Origin of the sequence: Pseudomonas donghuensis (genome assembly GCF_000696345.2) — a bacterium.
GTDB lineage: Bacteria > Pseudomonadota > Gammaproteobacteria > Pseudomonadales > Pseudomonadaceae > Aquipseudomonas > Aquipseudomonas donghuensis.
The window spans coordinates 1,836,242-1,851,174 of record NZ_CP071706.1; the positions used below are offsets into that span (position 1 = coordinate 1,836,242).

The 14,933-nt window shown below is 63.8% G+C and carries 14 protein-coding genes and 1 pseudogene; 6 read left to right on the forward strand and 9 right to left on the reverse strand.

All coding sequences use genetic code 11. The features are described 5' to 3' along the window. The first annotated feature begins 102 nt into the window (after positions 1–102). Both BV82_RS08460 and BV82_RS08465 read left to right on the forward strand, forming a co-directional pair. A complete protein-coding gene (locus BV82_RS08460; RefSeq protein WP_036994341.1) occupies positions 103–1,344 on the forward strand; it encodes a D-amino acid dehydrogenase in 1,242 nt (413 codons plus the stop codon). A 35-nt stretch (positions 1,345–1,379) separates the two neighbouring features. Next, the gene (locus BV82_RS08465; RefSeq protein WP_010225079.1) at positions 1,380–2,291 is read left to right on the forward strand and encodes a transporter substrate-binding domain-containing protein; all 912 of its coding nucleotides are present in this window, start codon (positions 1,380–1,382) and stop codon (positions 2,289–2,291) included. Between the two features lie 99 nt (positions 2,292–2,390). Here BV82_RS08465 and BV82_RS08470 read toward each other — a convergent pair whose 3' ends face one another. After that, positions 2,391–2,828: an Lrp/AsnC family transcriptional regulator gene (locus BV82_RS08470; RefSeq protein ID WP_010225080.1), complete on the reverse strand. Its 438-nt coding sequence runs from the start codon at positions 2,826–2,828 to the stop codon at positions 2,391–2,393. A gap of 131 nt (positions 2,829–2,959) precedes the next feature. On the opposite strand from BV82_RS08470, the gene BV82_RS08475 reads away from it, so the two are divergent. After that, positions 2,960–3,865 carry a DMT family transporter gene (locus BV82_RS08475; RefSeq protein WP_010225081.1) on the forward strand — a complete coding sequence of 302 codons (906 nt, stop codon included), beginning with the start codon at positions 2,960–2,962 and terminating at the stop codon, positions 3,863–3,865. Here the strand turns inward: BV82_RS08475 and BV82_RS08480 are convergent. Further along, a complete protein-coding gene (locus BV82_RS08480) occupies positions 3,852–4,544 on the reverse strand; it encodes an alpha/beta hydrolase (protein WP_036994342.1) in 693 nt (230 codons plus the stop codon). The genes BV82_RS08475 and BV82_RS08480 overlap by 14 nt on opposite strands. Before the next feature lie 123 nt (positions 4,545–4,667). Here BV82_RS08480 and BV82_RS08485 point away from each other — a divergent pair. Then, positions 4,668–4,981 (forward strand): annotated as a pseudogene (locus BV82_RS08485) (methyltransferase domain-containing protein); the annotation flags it as partial. A gap of 22 nt (positions 4,982–5,003) precedes the next feature. Next, complete coding sequence (locus tag BV82_RS08490) at positions 5,004–5,909, forward strand: LysR family transcriptional regulator (protein WP_036994344.1); 906 nt, start codon at positions 5,004–5,006, stop codon at positions 5,907–5,909. Here BV82_RS08490 and BV82_RS08495 read toward each other — a convergent pair. Beyond that, entirely contained in the window at positions 5,906–6,559 is a 654-nt protein-coding gene (locus BV82_RS08495; RefSeq protein ID WP_036994345.1) for a DsbA family oxidoreductase, read from the reverse strand. The genes BV82_RS08490 and BV82_RS08495 overlap by 4 nt on opposite strands. A gap of 167 nt (positions 6,560–6,726) precedes the next feature. Here BV82_RS08495 and BV82_RS08500 point away from each other — a divergent pair, with 167 nt between their 5' ends. Further along, complete coding sequence (locus BV82_RS08500) at positions 6,727–7,656, forward strand: class I SAM-dependent methyltransferase (RefSeq protein ID WP_036994346.1); 930 nt, start codon at positions 6,727–6,729, stop codon at positions 7,654–7,656. A 62-nt stretch (positions 7,657–7,718) separates the two neighbouring features. Here the strand turns inward: BV82_RS08500 and BV82_RS08505 are convergent, their stop codons facing one another. The 6 genes from BV82_RS08505 to BV82_RS08530 form a co-directional block, all read right to left on the reverse strand. After that, the gene (locus BV82_RS08505) at positions 7,719–9,182 is read right to left on the reverse strand and encodes a PepSY domain-containing protein (protein ID WP_010225090.1); all 1,464 of its coding nucleotides are present in this window, start codon (positions 9,180–9,182) and stop codon (positions 7,719–7,721) included. A 10-nt stretch (positions 9,183–9,192) separates the two neighbouring features. Continuing rightward, positions 9,193–11,361 carry a TonB-dependent receptor gene (locus BV82_RS08510; protein ID WP_036994347.1) on the reverse strand — a complete coding sequence of 723 codons (2,169 nt, stop codon included), beginning with the start codon at positions 11,359–11,361 and terminating at the stop codon, positions 9,193–9,195. A gap of 102 nt (positions 11,362–11,463) precedes the next feature. Continuing rightward, the gene (locus tag BV82_RS08515; RefSeq protein WP_036994348.1) at positions 11,464–11,850 is read right to left on the reverse strand and encodes a DUF2946 domain-containing protein; all 387 of its coding nucleotides are present in this window, start codon (positions 11,848–11,850) and stop codon (positions 11,464–11,466) included. 159 nt (positions 11,851–12,009) lie between these two features. Further along, positions 12,010–13,011, reverse strand: coding sequence for a sulfate ABC transporter substrate-binding protein (locus tag BV82_RS08520; RefSeq protein WP_010225096.1), 1,002 nt, complete (start codon positions 13,009–13,011; stop codon positions 12,010–12,012). Positions 13,012–13,104: 93 nt separating this feature from the next. Continuing rightward, positions 13,105–13,929, reverse strand: a complete 825-nt coding sequence (locus tag BV82_RS08525; RefSeq protein ID WP_010225098.1) for an ion transporter — start codon at positions 13,927–13,929, stop codon at positions 13,105–13,107. 44 nt (positions 13,930–13,973) lie between these two features. Then, on the reverse strand, positions 13,974–14,861 hold the full coding sequence (locus BV82_RS08530) for an urea transporter (RefSeq protein WP_036994349.1): 888 nt from the start codon (positions 14,859–14,861) through the stop codon (positions 13,974–13,976). Between the last annotated feature and the right edge of the window lie 72 nt (positions 14,862–14,933).

Consider the following 14,933-nt stretch of genomic DNA (forward strand, 5'->3'; position numbering starts at 1 on the left):
GCGGCCCATAACCTTTGTTTATGCTTTACCCATTTTTATTCATTATCGCCAGGCTGTCACCGGGCCTAGTCTGAAGGCCTTCGGATTGGCGGATGAAAGCACATGGCACAGCGGGTAACGGTGATCGGCGGCGGCGTCATTGGTCTGGCAACGGCCTACGCCCTGGTGCGTGACGGCTTTGCCGTCGACCTGATCGAGGCACGTGACAGCCTTGCCGGCGGCGCCAGCTTTGCCAACGGCGGGCAGTTGTCTTATCGCTATGTTGCACCCCTGGCCGATGCCGGGGTGCCGTTGCAAGCGCTGGGCTGGCTGCTGCGCCGCGACTCGCCACTGAAACTGCGCCCGCGTCTGGACCTGGCGCAATGGCGCTGGATGGGGGCCTTCATGGCCGCATGCCGCAGTTCGGTCAATCGTGCCAATGCCGCACACCTGCTGCGCCTGGCCCTGCACAGTCAGAGCACGTTGATGCAATGGCGCGAGGAAGACGCGCTGGATGGGTTCGCCTGGCGGCGTAACGGCAAGTTGGTGACCTTTCGTAACCGCGCAAGCTTCGCGCATGCCCGCCAGCACCTGCTCGACCCGCAAGGCCAGCGCGTGCTTGATGGGCAAGAGATCGGCGCGCTGGAGCCGGCCTTGGCCAATGCCCCTTTCATCGGCGGGGTGTTTACCGCCGATGAGGAGGTCGCCGATTGTCACCGCTTCTGCCTGGCCCTGGTCGAGCGCTTGCAGGCGTCGGGGCAATGCCGCATGAGGCTCGGGCAGACGGTGACGCGCATCCGTTACAGCGGCGCGGTGGTGCAGGCGCTGGAACTGGGTGAGCAGGTCTTGCCGGTGGAGCGCCTGGTGCTGTGTGCCGGGCACCGCAGTGCCAGCCTCGGCCTGCCCGGGTTGCACCTGCCAATCTATCCCCTCAAAGGCTACAGCCTGACCGCGCCGATCAAGGCCGGGCAGCAGGCGCCCCAGGTGAGCATCACCGACTATGACCGCAAGATCGTCTATGCCCGCCTTGAAGACCAACTGCGCATCGCCGCCATGGTCGATATCGTCGGCTTTGATGAAGCGCCCGATCCAGCGCGGCTGGCCAGCATGCGCCAGTTGGCCGTGGCGACCTTGCCCGAGGCCGCCGACTACCAACATGCCTGCGAGTGGGCCGGGATGCGTCCGGCAACCCCCAGTGGCGTGCCGTTGCTCGGTGCCACGGCGTACCGCAATCTGTGGCTCAACCTGGGTCATGGCGCCCTGGGCTTTACCCTGGCCTGTGCCAGTGGCCGGCTGCTGGCCGAACTGATAGGCGGCCGTACGCCGTCGATCGACCTGCACGGCCTTACCCCACGGGCGGCCTGAACTGAACAAGAACAACAACCGCAAGGAGTGTCCCGATGTCGATTACCCGTTTGCACCGTCCTGCTCTGCTTGCCCTGTCATTGTGCTTCGCGCAGCCCATTCTGGCCGAAACGCCGCCGCTCACCGGCAGCCTGAAGAAGATCGCCGAATCCGGCAGCATCACCCTCGGCTATCGCGACTCGTCCATTCCGTTTTCTTATGTGGGCGATCACAGCGGCAAACCCATGGGCTATTCGGTCGACCTGGCGGCTGAAATCGTCAAGCACCTGCAGGCCAAGCTGGCAGTGCCACAGCTCAAGGTGCGCTACAACCTGGTGACCTCGCAGACGCGCATTCCACTGGTGCAGAACGGCACGGTCGATCTGGAGTGCGGTACCACCGGGGTCACGGCCGAGCGGCAGAAACAGGTGGATTTCTCGTATGGCTTTATCTTCGTCAAAGGCCAGTTGCTGACCAAAAAGGACAGCGGCATTCAGGGCCTTGATGACCTCAAGGGCAAGAACGTGGTCAGCACCGCCGGCACCACCAATGAGAAGTACCTGAAAAACTACAACCTGGAGCACAACCTTGGCGCCTCGGTGATCAGCGCCAAGGACCATGGCGAGGCCTTCATGATGCTGCAGTCCGGGCGCGCGGCGGCGTTCTACATGGATGATGCGCTGCTGTACGGCGAGCGGGCCAAGGCGCGCAACCCCCATGACTGGGTGGTGGTGGGCGAGGCACAATCGAAGGAGATCTACAGCTGCATGGTGCGCAAGGGCGATGAGGGCCTGCTGGCGCTGGTCAACGAGGCGCTGGCGGATGTCTATCGCAGCGGGCGCATCGAGGGCATCTACAATCGCTGGTTCCAGCAGCCGATCCCGCCCAATGGCCTTAACCTGGAGTTTCCGATGACCAGTGAATTGAAGGGCCTGATTGCCAGGCCGTCGAGTGAGCCGGTGCAGTAACGCCGCCGGCCCTGCAGGGTACACACAACTCCACTGTGGGAGCCGGCCTTGCCGGCGATGAGGCCAGTGCGGTCAGCACAGGATCGAGTGCATACAGCTTCAGGCCATTGGCGGCAAGCGTCGTTTCACCGGGGTCTTCTTGACGATCGCGGTGTTGGTTTCGGCATGGCTGTTGAGCTTGTCCAGCACGGTGTCGAGCTGTTCCATCGAGCGCACGTGCAGGCGCGCGATAAAACAGTCGTCGCCGGTGACCTTGTCGCATTCGGTGAATTCGGGGATGGCCATGATCTGCCGCTCCACCTCCTGCAGTTGCCCTGGCAGCGGCCGCACCCGCACGATCGCCTGCAACTGGTAACCGAAACAGCGCGGGTCGATCTCCACCGTGTAGCCCGTGAGTACGCCACGCTCTTCAAGCCGGCGCAGGCGTTCACTGACGCTGGGGGATGACAGGCCGCTGAGCTGCGCCAGGGCTTTAAGCGAGCGCCGCGAGTCTTCCATCAGCGCCTTGATCAACAGCTGGTCGATGTCGTCGGTCATACTGGCCTCGTTAGGCAAAAAACCAAATCTGCCTTGATAGTAAAGGTAGAGGTTCAGTCTAGCCTGTTTTATCTACTGGAACCGGCGCTGGGGCCCTTGTCATAATTTGCCCATCGTCAAGGAGGTGAGTGATGGACAGTTCAATACGCCGTGGGTCGCTTGAGATGGTCGCCGCGATGTTGATTTCCGGGACCATTGGCTGGTTCGTGCTGGTGTCCGGGCAACCGGTGCTGGATGTGGTGTTCTGGCGCTGCGTGTTCGGCGCCGGCACCTTGCTGCTGATTTGCCTGGCCATGGGTTTTCTCAAGCCCAATCTCCTGACCTTGACCACCTTCGCCCTGGCGGTGCTCAGTGGCGTGGCCATCGTCGGCAACTGGGTGTTGCTGTTCGCCTCCTACTCGCGGGCCTCGATTGCCATCGGCACGGCGGTATACAACGTCCAGCCGTTCATGCTGGTGGGTCTGGCGGCGCTGTTTCTCGGCGAGAAAATCACCGTGCCGAAGCTGTTCTGGCTGGCGGTTTCCTTTGCCGGGATGCTGGCGATCGTCAGTGCCCATGGCAACCAGGGCGGCAGCGGCAACGACTACCTGCTGGGCATTGCCCTGGCCCTGGGCGCGGCGTTTCTGTATGCGCTGGCGGCGCTGATCATCAAGCGCCTGAGCGGCACCCCACCGCACCTGATTGCCCTGATCCAGGTGTGCACCGGCATCCTCTTGCTGGCGCCCTGGGCTAACACCCGCGGCCTGCCGGGCGATGCCGGCGCGCTGGCCAGCCTGGTGACCCTGGGCATCGTTCACACCGGGGTGATGTACGTGCTGCTGTACGGGGCGATCCAGAAGCTGCCGACCGCCTTGACCGGGGCGCTGTCGTTCATCTACCCGATCGCGGCGATCTTCGTCGACTGGTTCGCCTTCGGCCATCGCCTGGAGCCGCTGCAATGGCTGGGGGTAGCCGCGATCCTGCTGGCCGCGGCCGGTATGCAGCAAGGCTGGTGGTTCAAGCCCGCGCTCAAGGCTCCGGCGGTCAAGCCAGACTGACCGCCGCACGGTCGATCAGGGCTGCCACTTCGGCGGCCCTGGAGGCCAGCGAGGCATGGCTGGCGTCCAGCGTGAGCAACTCCTTGGGTTGCATGCGTTCAGCCATGAGTTTCTGGTTGTCCGGGTGGATCATCCGATCGTGGCTCGAGAGCTGGTACCAGGTGGGTTTGTGTTGCCACGCAGGGTCGCCGATGGTGTCGCCGAAGGTGCTGGCCAGCGGCGCCTTCTGGGTCACGCTCATGACCAGCCCTTCGTCCTTGCTCAGGTCCTGGCAAAAGCTTTCATGCATCTTGTCGGGTTTGATCCACAGGTAGCCATCGCCATCCGGCTGCAGGTTGGCTGCCGCTTCAGGCGGGTTGTTGGCAGTGATGCTGCCTGGGCTTTCGCCTTTTTCAGGGGCAAAGGCGGCAATGTAGACCAGGCCCGTAACATTGGCCTGGTTGCCCATCTGGGTAATCACCGCGCCGCCGTAGGAGTGCCCGACCAGCAGCACCTTGCCCGGAATCGAGGCGACCATCTTGCGTGTGCGTTCGGCATCGTCGGCCAGTGAGGTCAGGGGCATTTCCACGGCATGCAGGTTACGGTGGCCCAAGCGTGACAGTTCGAGGATGACCCGGCTCCAGTGGGCGGCGCCGCCCCAGAAACCATGGACCAGGACAATGGACGGGGTCTCGCTCATGATCGTTCTCCAGTGCAGGGGTGGAATGCTAGTGTAGATGCTTATGACTGCTTATGAAGGACCGCGCCGATGGCCCAGAACATCTACGACAACCCGGACTTTTTCCATGGCTACAGCCAGCCGAGGCACTCGCGCGCAGACCTCGACACCCTGGAATTGCCCAAGGCCGCCTTCGATCTTGCCTACAGCTCCCTGACCCTGCATTACATCGACGATCTGCCGCGTCTGTTCGCCAACGTGCACGCGGCCTTGCGCCCGATGGCGTGATCAAGTATCACCGCACTCCGGGCACCTTGCTCAATCAGCTGGTAGGCGCCGGCTTCACCCTGGCCCATGTGCAGGAGTGGGGGCCGAGCGCTGAACAGGTCCAGGCCTGCCCGGCATTGGCCGAAGAGCAGGAACGGCCCATGCTGTGCCTGGTGGCCGCGCAACGTTGAACGCGCATACAGGGAGGTAGGCATGTTTTCCAAAATCAGCCTCGAGCAGTGGCGTGCATTTGTCGCCACGGTCGAGTGCGGCGGCTTTTTGCAGGCTGCCGAGCATTTGTTCAAGTCCCAGTCGGCGGTCAGTCATTCGGTCAATCGCATGGAGGTGCTGCTCGGCCATGAGCTGTTCATCATCGAGGGTCGCAAGGCGGTTTTGACCCCCTTGGGCCAGGCGTTGCTGCCCCAGGCCAAGCATTTGCTCGGCGCGGCGCAAAAGCTTGAACAATTGGCCAATCAGTACCAGCCGGGGTTGTTCAACGAGCTGGCGCTGGCGGTCGATGTACTGTTCCCGCTCGAGCTGTTGCAAGAGGCTTTGCAGGGGTATTCGGCAACTTTCGCGGACTATCGTATTCGCCTGTATGAAACCGCATTGTCTGGTGCGGGCGAGCTGCTGGAAGACGGCAAGGTCGAGCTGGGAATTGCCAGCAGCCTGCCCGCTGGTTACCTGCAAGAATTGCTGCTGACGGTAAAACTGGTCTGCGTGGTCGGCGCCGATCACCCGCTGGCCGCCAGCCAGGGCGAGCTGGGCCTTGCGGATTTGCAGCCGCATCGGCAGGTGGTGATTCGTGACTCGGGCACCCGCCATCCGCAGAACAGCGGCTGGCTCGGCACCTCCCAGCGCTGGACGGTCAGCAGCCTGGCGGCGGCCTGCACCCTGGTCGAGCGCGGGATGGGCTTTGCCTGGCTGCCCGAGCATGCGATCAATGAATCGCTGGCTGCCGGGCGTTTGCGCCGCGTGGCGCTGCAGCATCAACGCCAGCGGGAAGTGCCGCTGTACATTGGCTACCCGCAAGCGCTGCGGCACAGACCCGACGTGCAACTGCTGGTGCAGGTGCTGGGGGAGCTATGCCAGCGCTGCAATAGCCGCTGCGCACCTTAAGACAAAATCGCCTCGGTCTTGTCCAGGTTGTCGCGGATGTCGCTGAGCACTTGGCGCAACTGCTTCAGGGTCAGGCATTCAGACAAGCGAAAGCGCTCGGCGATCACCAGCGAGGGCACCGAGCGCAAGCCCAGTTCGCGACCCTGGCGCAGATCCCGCTCCAGCAACGCAGGCGCATCGTGCTGCAAGCTGTGGGCGAAGGCCTGTGGATCGAAGCCGGCCTCTGCGGCGATTGCCAGCACAGTGGCCTTGTCACCGATGTTGCGGTTCTTGACCAGGTGCGCCCACTGCAGGCGGTCGAACATCAGTTCGTGACCGGCATTGCCAGCCAGCGCATGGGCTGCCTGGCAGGCAGTGGCGGCGAGCAGGCCGTTGGGGTATTCGAAGTCTTGCTCGCGCATGCCCGGGATGTTGATGCGTTTTTCGTCCTCGGCGCGGGCGCAGGCCTGCCAGTGATCAAGGATGGTTTCCTTGGCCTGGGGCATCGAGCCAAAGCGCTGGATCATCGCCTCGCGGCTGCTTTGCAGGATGAAACTGCGGTGCTGGATATCCAGCTCGAACTCGGCTTGCAACTGTTTTAGGCGCGGGGCCAGGACAAAGCACCAGGCGCAGACGACATCGTGGAAGAATTCGATTTGCAGGGTAGACATGGCAAAGATCCGCGAGTGAAGGTACGGGCACTATCGGCAACGGCGGCGGGCAAAAAAAGCGACAAAAACCGGCCACACTCACCCATCGTGTTCATCAATGGCCGAACGGCCTGCTGTCACCGGCGGGGCAGGGTAGAATAGGCAGCTTTACCCGATTGAATCTGCCCATGACCTCTGTGATCGACACCCTCCACCAGCACCTGCTCGCCGCCCTTGACCCGGCGCCGGCCGAAACCCGCCGCCTGTTTCACGGGCGCGGGCGCTGCTGGCCGGGGCTTGAGCAGATCACAGTGGACTGGTTGCAGGGCGTGCTGCTGGTGTCGCTGTTTCGCGAGCCGCCCGAGGGCCAGTTGCCGGCGCTGGAGCACATGCTCCTGGCCCTGGCCGAAGCACCCTGCTGGAGTGGCCAGGCGATTCTGCTCCAGCATCGCTACCTGCCGGACAGCCCCGGGCAGTGGTTGCTCGGCACACCCTGTGAGCACTGGCTGATCGATGAGGACGGCCTGCGTTATCAGTTGGACCTGGGCCTTAAGCAGAACACCGGGCTGTTCCTCGATATGCGTTATGGCCGGCGCTGGGTGCGCGAGCAGGCGGTGGGCAAGCGCGTGCTCAACCTGTTCGCCTACACCTGCGGGTTCTCGCTGGCGGCGATTGCCGGTGGTGCCGAGCAGGTGGTGAACCTGGACATGGCGCGTTCGGCGTTGAGCCGCGGGCGCGACAACCATCGGCATAACGGCCATGACCTGGGCAAGGTGAGTTTTCTTGGCCATGAGCTGTTCAAGTCGTGGGGCAAGGTGCGCAAGTCCGGGCCCTATGACCTGATCATCATCGACCCGCCGACCTTCCAGAAAGGCAGCTTCGTCCTGACCCAGGATTACCGCAAGATCCTGCGGCGCCTGCCGGAACTGTTGAACGACGGCGGCACGGTGCTGGCCTGCGTCAACGACCCGGCGATCGGCCCGGACTTCCTCGTCGACGGCATGGCCGCAGAAGCGCCGGGGCTGACCTTCGTCGAACGCCTGGCCAACCCGCCGGAGTTCCCCGATAGCGATCCGGCGGGCGGGCTCAAGGCGTTGGTGTTCAGGGACCTTGTGTAGGCGCGGGCTTGCCCCGCGATAGCATTCTGTCAGCCATCGCGCATCGCGGGGCAAGCCCGCTCCTACTTGGCTAACCGTCGCCAGCCGAGCACCACACCACTGACACTCAGCACCAACCCGCCCAGGCTGAAGGCGATCATCCAGGCATCCCACAGCGGGCGCTGTTGCAACAGCGGCAGCCAGTCCCAACTGTGCAGCAACGAGAACAACCAGCGCGACACGCGCCGCGGCTGGTCGAGCACGCCCAGTACCTCGCCGGTGTACAGGTCCAGATGCAGCCAGGTCTGCTGCGGGTCGGCAAAGCGCACGCGCAACACCGGCAAGCGTTTTTCCAGGTGCCCGAGCATGCTCTGTTCGGCCCTGGCGTAGTAGTAGAAGTCGTAGGCTTCTAGCTGCTCGCTGTGCATCTGGCCCTGTGGCAGTAACGCTTGCGCTGCATGCTCGAGCAGCTCCCTGGGCAGGCGCTCGAGCACCTGGCCGTCGGCCATCGACAGCACCCGGGTGCGCCCGGCGCCGTCATGAGCGACCAGGTATCCCGCGCCAGCGATCAAGCGCCACTCAAGTTCACGTGCGTTGAAGCCCTGTTGGTCAAAGCGCATCAGCGCTTCACTGGCAGACACCGGAAAAGCCGCCGCCGACAACGGCCCGCCTTGATACGCCGCAACGTTCAGCGGCACTGAACTGCTGAACAGCCGCCACGGGTTCATCGACATCAGGCCGCTGAAGATCCAGGTGATCGCCAGCACGCCGAACAGCAAGCCGCCGATATGGTGCCAACGGGCAAACCCACGGTAGGGCGAGCGCGAGCCACTGCGATAGGGCTTGCGCAGGCGCCAACGGAGGATGCCGATCACCGCACCGAGCACTGCCATCAGCGTGGCGGCCAGCGACAGGTAGATCACCAGATTGCTCCACAGGCCGTCCACGCCGATGCCACGCAACGGGTACAGCCAGTGCAGCCAGGCGCCGACCAGGTTCCAGCCGCGTTCCACGGCGCTGGCATCGCGCACCACTTCGCCGGTGTGCCCGGAGATGTACAGCAGGGTGCGCTCGCCATCGTCGAGCTGTACCCGCTGCAACGGGCGCTCGGCGTCGAGGGCGCGAGAGTGGCTCCACAGGTCCTCAAACACTGCGCCGCGATAGCTGGCCGTGGCCACGGCGTCGTACTGACGAGCACTGGCCAGGGCCTGTTCGCGCTCGATCGGTTGCAGGCGCTGGCCCGTGCGGGCATCCACCGCCACGCTGGCGCGGCCCGGATAGCTGAACAGGTAGCGCGGCTGCGCGGCCACCATGCTCAGGCGGATGCTCGCGGGGCTGCGTTCGGCATCGGCACTGCGCAGGGCAGTACCGAGGTCGACGCAGCAGTCTGTCAGGCGCAATGCTGGCAGATGAGCGAAGTGCTCGCGCGGGGTCAGCTTGGGGTAGCCGACATACAGCATGACCATGCCCGAGAAGAACCACAGCGCCATGAACAGGCACAAGCCGATGCCCAGCCAGCGGTGCCACAGGTACAGGTAACGTTTCATCGGTGGCGTCCTAGAAGTGCGTCTGCACGGCCAGCTCAAGGGTGCGCGGGGCACCGAGGTAGAGCATGCTCGAGGAGGTCCAGCGGGCGTACACCTCATCGGTCAGGTTGCGTACCCGGGCAGTGATGCGCGTGTCGTCATCGACCTTGAAGCCGACGAAGGCGCCGAAGACCGTGTACGACGGCGCGTAACGGGTGTTGGCCGCATCGGCGTACACCGAAGACACGTAGCGGCTGTCGGCACCGACTTGCCAGCTCGGGGCGATGTCGTAGGTCAGCCACAGGTTGGCAACCCGCTCGGGGATGTTGGTCGGCGTGTTGCCCTTGCGCGAGATCGAGCGACCGCCGACGTTCTCGTTGAACTCATCGTACTGGGCGTCGACATAGGCAAAGTTACCCTCGGCCAACAGCTTCGGGGTGACATGCAGCGAGGCGGCCACCTCGACCCCGCGCGAAGACTGCTTGCCCACCGGCTGGGTGACGCTGGGGTTGACGGCATCGGCGGTGGCCAGGTTCTTGCGCTCGATCTGGTAGGCGGCGACGGTGGCGGCGCCACGACCGTCTAGGAAGCTGAACTTGCTGCCCACTTCCAGTTGCTTGCCGGTGCTCAGGTCGAAGTCGCGTACCGAGGCAAAGCTGGCGGTGCTGAGCATGCCCGAGGGCGGGTCGGCGGCGGTGCTGTACTGCACGTAGACGTTGGCCGCCGGGGTCAGCTCGTAGACCAGGCCGATGCGCCCGGTGGTGGGCTCGTAGCTGCGCTGGAAGTCCAGCGGGTTGTTGGCATCGACCGTGCGGTAGTTATGCACATCGAGGTCGATATGGTCGTAGCGCAAACCAGTGAGCAGCGACAGGCGCTCAGTCAGTTGCAGACGGTTCTCGACGAAAGCCGCCCAGGTGTCGACGGTGTTCTCGCGGTTCTTCTGATAGCCCGGGACCATGCCGTTCAGATCATAGAAATGCCCGGGTTCGAAGGTGGCCGGGTCGACGCTGTCGAAAATGCCGGTGATCGAGCGCGGGTAGCTCATCTGCACGTTGTGGCTGTAGTCCAGGCCCGCCGACCACTGGCTGTTCAAGCCGAACAACTGGCCTTCGTGGAGCAGCTCGAAGCGGTTGCCGTTGAGTTCCTGGTCGTGGCGTTGCAGCAGCGCGTTGGAGCGGTTTACCCGGCTGTTGTCGGCGTTGTAGGCGTAGGTTTCGAGGTTACGGAAGTTACGCTCGGTGTTGTAGTGGTAGAGCGTGTTGCGCAGCGAGGTGGTGTCGTTGAAACGGTAGTCGGTGATCGAGCGCAGCCAGCGCACGCGCTGTTCGTAGCGGCCGTCCTCGACGTTGTAGTTCTCGAAGCGGCGGCTCTCGTCGACCTTCATTTCGCCACCCAGCGGGTTGAGCACCGGGCTGCCCCAATAGGGGCTGTCGACCGTTTCGTTCTGATACTCCACGGCCAGGGTGTGGGACAGCTGGTCGTTGATGTCGGTTAGCAGCGAGAACGCCACGGTCCAGGCATCGCGCTCTTCGCGATCGACATAACCATTGCTTTTGCTGTGGCTGAAATCCAGGCGCGCATAGTTGCGGATGCCGTCGCCGTCGTTGAGCGCATGGTTGAAACCGAACGAGGTTTCGCTGCTGTCGTAGGAGCCGTACGTGATCCGCCCTTCGTTGAAGTTCTCGTCACGACTGGCCAGCTTGGTGATGTAGTTGATCGAGCCGCCGACGGCACCGGCACCGAAGAGGAAGCTCGACGGCCCGCCGACGGCTTCGACCCGGTCATAGATCCAGCTGTCCACCGGGCGCGCGGCGATGGAGTCGTACTGCACGCTGATACCGTTGAACAGTTGGGTGATCTGCGCCCCGGAAAAACCCCGGTACGCCACCGAACCTGCCGAGCCGGGCGGCGAGGCAGCGGTCATGCCGGGCACGCCGTTGAGTACGTCCTGGGTGGTCTGGGCGCCGCGCTGCTGGATCTGCTGGCGGTTGACGATGTTCACCGAAGCCGGGGTTTCCCGTGGCGTCAGGCCAAGGCGCGAGCCGGTTTGCGAAGGGGTGTCGAGCAGTACGCCGTCTTCGGCGTCGGCGCGGCCGTTGATGCGCAGGTCAGGCAAGGTCAGCGGCGCCTCGGCCACAGCATTGAAGGACAGCGCGCACAGCAGTGCCGCGCAACCGGACAGGCGATAGGAGTAGGGCATGAATCACACTCTGGAAATTGAGCCAACGGCCGCCTGCACCTGTCAGGCAAGCGCAGCAAAAAAACGGCCGGTTTCAGGCAGCACGGGGAGCAGCCAGGAGGTTCAAGCCAGAAGCGGGGAGGCGCGGGGATTGGCGGCGGGCCAGCAATAACGCGGCGGCGCCTTGCTGCGCAGTTCGCGGTGATAGCGGCGTACACGGCTGACCGCCAGCAGCCAGCCGATAACCAGCGCAAGGCCCAGGCACACCACGGCGGCGGCGCACACCGGGCAGGTCTGCATGCTGTCCCAGCCGGCTACTGCCTGATCGCCGAAATCGCTTTTCAGTGTCGGCCCGGCGCTGCCCATGGCTGAGCAGTAGGCGCCGCCAATGCCATTGAGCTGCAAGCCCATCATCTGCCCGTGACCGAAACCGCAGGCGAACAGATTGAACAGGACACAGAAGTACAAGGTCCAGGCAATCAGCGGGCGGTCGGAGGGGGTGCGGTTCATGGCCGCGACTTTAGCACCGATGCCCGCAGGCGTTAAAGCCGAATCAGGCCTGTTGTTCGGTGACTTTCTGCGGCGGCGGGTTGTATTGCGCGAAGCTGTCGCGGGGCAAGCCCGCCCCTACACATTCAGTAGGAGCGGGCTTGCCCGGCGATGAGGCCCTTACTGTCCGGTATAGATCTGGTCGAAAACCCCGCCATCGTTGAAGTGGGTTTTCTGCACGGTGCGCCAGTCACCGAAAGTCTTCTCCACCGAGAGGAAGTCGACTTTCGGGAAGCGGTCGGTGTACTTGGCCAGTACCGCCGCATCACGCGGACGCAGGTAGTTGTTGGCGGCGATTTCCTGAGCCTCTGGCGACCACAGGTACTTCAGGTAGGCCTCGGCGGTGGCGCGGCTGCCTTTCTTGTCGACCACCTTGTCGACCACACTCACCGGCGGCTCGGCCTCGGCGGAAACGCTTGGGTAGATCACTTCGAACTGATCGCGACCGAACTCGCGGGCGATCATCTCGGCTTCGTTCTCGAAGGTCACCAGCACGTCGCCGATCTGGTTGGTCATGAAGGTAGTGGTGGCGGCGCGGCCACCGGTATCGAGCACCGGTGCCTGCTTGAACAGCTTGCCGACAAAGTCCTTGGCCTTGTTCTCGTCACCACCGTTCTTCAGCACATAGCCCCAGGCCGAGAGGTAGGTGTAGCGGCCGTTACCGGAGGTTTTCGGGTTCGGCACGATGACCTGGACACCGTCCTTGAGCAGGTCGGGCCAGTCTTTCAGGGCCTTGGGGTTGCCCTTGCGGACGATGAACACGGTGGCCGAGGTGAACGGCGCGCTGTTGTTCGGCAGGCGCGTGACCCAGTTATCCGGGACCAGTTTGCCGTTGTCGGCCAGGGCATTGATGTCGGTGGCCATGTTCATGGTGATGACGTCGGCCGGCAGGCCATCGATCACCGAACGGGCCTGCTTGCTGGAGCCACCGAAGGACATCTGCACGGTGATTTTCTCTTTGTGCTCGGCTTCCCAGTGCTTCTGGAACGCGGCGTTGTAGTCCTTGTAGAAGTCGCGCATCACGTCATAGGAGACGTTCAGCAACGGTGCCGGAGCGGCCTGGGCCAGGGAGCCGAAGGCGAGGCCGGCGGCCAGAAGCGAGGCACTGAAGAGTTTTTTCACTGCGCATTCCTTGTTCGAGTTGGCGTTAAAGGCATTATGCCAGCGACTATAGCGGTTGGGCTTTAGGCGCTAAAAGATTAAAAAGTGCTTTGCTTATAGCGTTTTCCTGAACAGCGCATTGCCGCAGCGCGAGCAGAACGCGGCGCCGTGTTCATGGCTGTTTTTCCGGCACACCGGGCAGTCGTGCTGCAGTTGCTCGCCGCGCATGGCGTTGGCAAGCTCCGCAGTGAAAATCCCGGTGGGCACGGCGATGATCGAGTAACCGGTGATCATCACCATCGATGACAGCACCTGGCCCAGCGGGGTCTTGGGCACGATGTCGCCAAAGCCGACGGTGGTCAGGGTGACGATGGCCCAATAGATGCCCTTGGGGATGCTGGTAAAGCCATGCTCGGGGCCCTCGACCACGTACATCAGGGTGCCGAACACGGTGACCAGGGTCGAGACGCTGAGCAAGAACACGATGATCTTCTGCTTGCTGCCGCGCAGGGCCGCGAGCAGGTAATGGGCCTGTTTGAGGTACGGGCTGAGCTTGAGCACGCGAAAGATCCGCAGCATACGGATGACGCGGATGATCAGCAGGTACTGGGCGTCGCTGTAGTACAGGGCGATGATCCCCGGCACGATCGCCAGCAGGTCGACCAGGCCATAAAAACTGAAGGCGTAGCGCAAGGGCTTGGGCGAGCAGTACAGGCGGATCAGGTACTCGACCAGGAAGATCGCGGTAAAACCCCATTCGATGGCCGCCAGTACCCCGGCATAGCGCTGGTGCACCTCGTCGATGCTGTCGAGGATCACCGTGACCAGGCTGGCAAGGATGATCAGCAGCAGGATGCTGTCGAAGCGCCGGCCGGCGACCGTGTCGGTTTGAAAAACGATGACGTAGAGCCGCTCGCGCCAGCTCGAAGGGGTGTCCATAGGCTCGTTCCAAAGGCAGATGGGCAGAGCCTAGGGGCTGCACCTCAGCTGTGCAAGCGACGCCGGCTGTGGGACGCCGGCAGGCGCAGCAGGCGGCCACCGCCGTGCAGCAGCCAGCAGGCGAGGATGAACGGCGCGGTCAGACCGGGCACTGGCAGCAGGCTGAACGCCGGTTGCAGGGCAATCGCCAGGACGATGGCCAGCAGCGGCAACCAGGGCCGCTGGCGCTCTTGGCTGAAGGCCAGGGCGGCAAGGGCAGCGTTGAAGCCGAACAGGCCGTTATAGGCCGCCATCGCTTCGCCACCGAGCAACGCCACGCTGCCGCCGATGGCCGAGCCGAGCAGGGCCCAGACTGCTGCGTAGCGATTGGAAATCAGCAGGCCGATGGCGATCAGCCCTCCGGCCAGGGGCTGGTCGAGCAAGAAGATCTGCCCGAGACCGCGCGCCAGGGCGAACAGCGGGTTGGCCTCGACGCTGGTGCTGGCGGCGCTGGCGGGTTCGGCCATGGCCAGCGCAGCCCAGCCGAGCAAGACGAACGGCGCCGTGTAGGCGGGCAGCAGTTGCCGGGGCCCGGCGCGCTTGAGCCACTGGTGCACGAGCATGCTGCTCAGGCCGCCGGCGGCGATGATCAGGGGCGGCAGGATCGCCGACCAGGGCAGGGCATGGCTGATCAACAGGCCGATCAGCACGCCGTTGTAGCTGTACAGGCCGGCCTGGCGGTCGCTGCGGTTGTAGCCGCGACGCTGGGCGGTCAGCAGCCCGGCGAGGGCACCGAGCAAGGCGCCACCGACCAGGTCGGGCGCGGTCAGGGTAATCGCCAGCAAGCAGCACAGGCCACACAGCGGATTGCGCTGCAGCAGCACCTGGCTGAAGCCGTTGAGCAAGGCCGTGGCCCAGTCGGGGCACGGGTTGACGAAATTCTTGGTGTACATGGGGGCAGTCTGGGTTGATGTGGAGTGGGGCGCCTCTTTGGGCCGGGTTGTCCCACCTGGGGTTTGTGTTGC

What these genes read in the sequence shown, in the direction of transcription:
- BV82_RS08460 (WP_036994341.1), top strand. Translation starts at nt 103, where the DNA reads ATGGCACAGCGGGTAACGGTGATCGGCGGCGGCGTCATTGGTCTGGCA.
- BV82_RS08465 (WP_010225079.1), top strand. Translation starts at nt 1,380, where the DNA reads ATGTCGATTACCCGTTTGCACCGTCCTGCTCTGCTTGCCCTGTCATTG.
- BV82_RS08470 (WP_010225080.1), bottom strand. Translation starts at nt 2,828, where the DNA reads ATGACCGACGACATCGACCAGCTGTTGATCAAGGCGCTGATGGAAGAC.
- BV82_RS08475 (WP_010225081.1), top strand. Translation starts at nt 2,960, where the DNA reads ATGGACAGTTCAATACGCCGTGGGTCGCTTGAGATGGTCGCCGCGATG.
- BV82_RS08480 (WP_036994342.1), bottom strand. Translation starts at nt 4,544, where the DNA reads ATGAGCGAGACCCCGTCCATTGTCCTGGTCCATGGTTTCTGGGGCGGC.
- BV82_RS08490 (WP_036994344.1), top strand. Translation starts at nt 5,004, where the DNA reads ATGTTTTCCAAAATCAGCCTCGAGCAGTGGCGTGCATTTGTCGCCACG.
- BV82_RS08495 (WP_036994345.1), bottom strand. Translation starts at nt 6,559, where the DNA reads ATGTCTACCCTGCAAATCGAATTCTTCCACGATGTCGTCTGCGCCTGG.
- BV82_RS08500 (WP_036994346.1), top strand. Translation starts at nt 6,727, where the DNA reads ATGACCTCTGTGATCGACACCCTCCACCAGCACCTGCTCGCCGCCCTT.
- BV82_RS08505 (WP_010225090.1), bottom strand. Translation starts at nt 9,182, where the DNA reads ATGAAACGTTACCTGTACCTGTGGCACCGCTGGCTGGGCATCGGCTTG.
- BV82_RS08510 (WP_036994347.1), bottom strand. Translation starts at nt 11,361, where the DNA reads ATGCCCTACTCCTATCGCCTGTCCGGTTGCGCGGCACTGCTGTGCGCG.
- BV82_RS08515 (WP_036994348.1), bottom strand. Translation starts at nt 11,850, where the DNA reads ATGAACCGCACCCCCTCCGACCGCCCGCTGATTGCCTGGACCTTGTAC.
- BV82_RS08525 (WP_010225098.1), bottom strand. Translation starts at nt 13,929, where the DNA reads ATGGACACCCCTTCGAGCTGGCGCGAGCGGCTCTACGTCATCGTTTTT.
- BV82_RS08530 (WP_036994349.1), bottom strand. Translation starts at nt 14,861, where the DNA reads ATGTACACCAAGAATTTCGTCAACCCGTGCCCCGACTGGGCCACGGCC.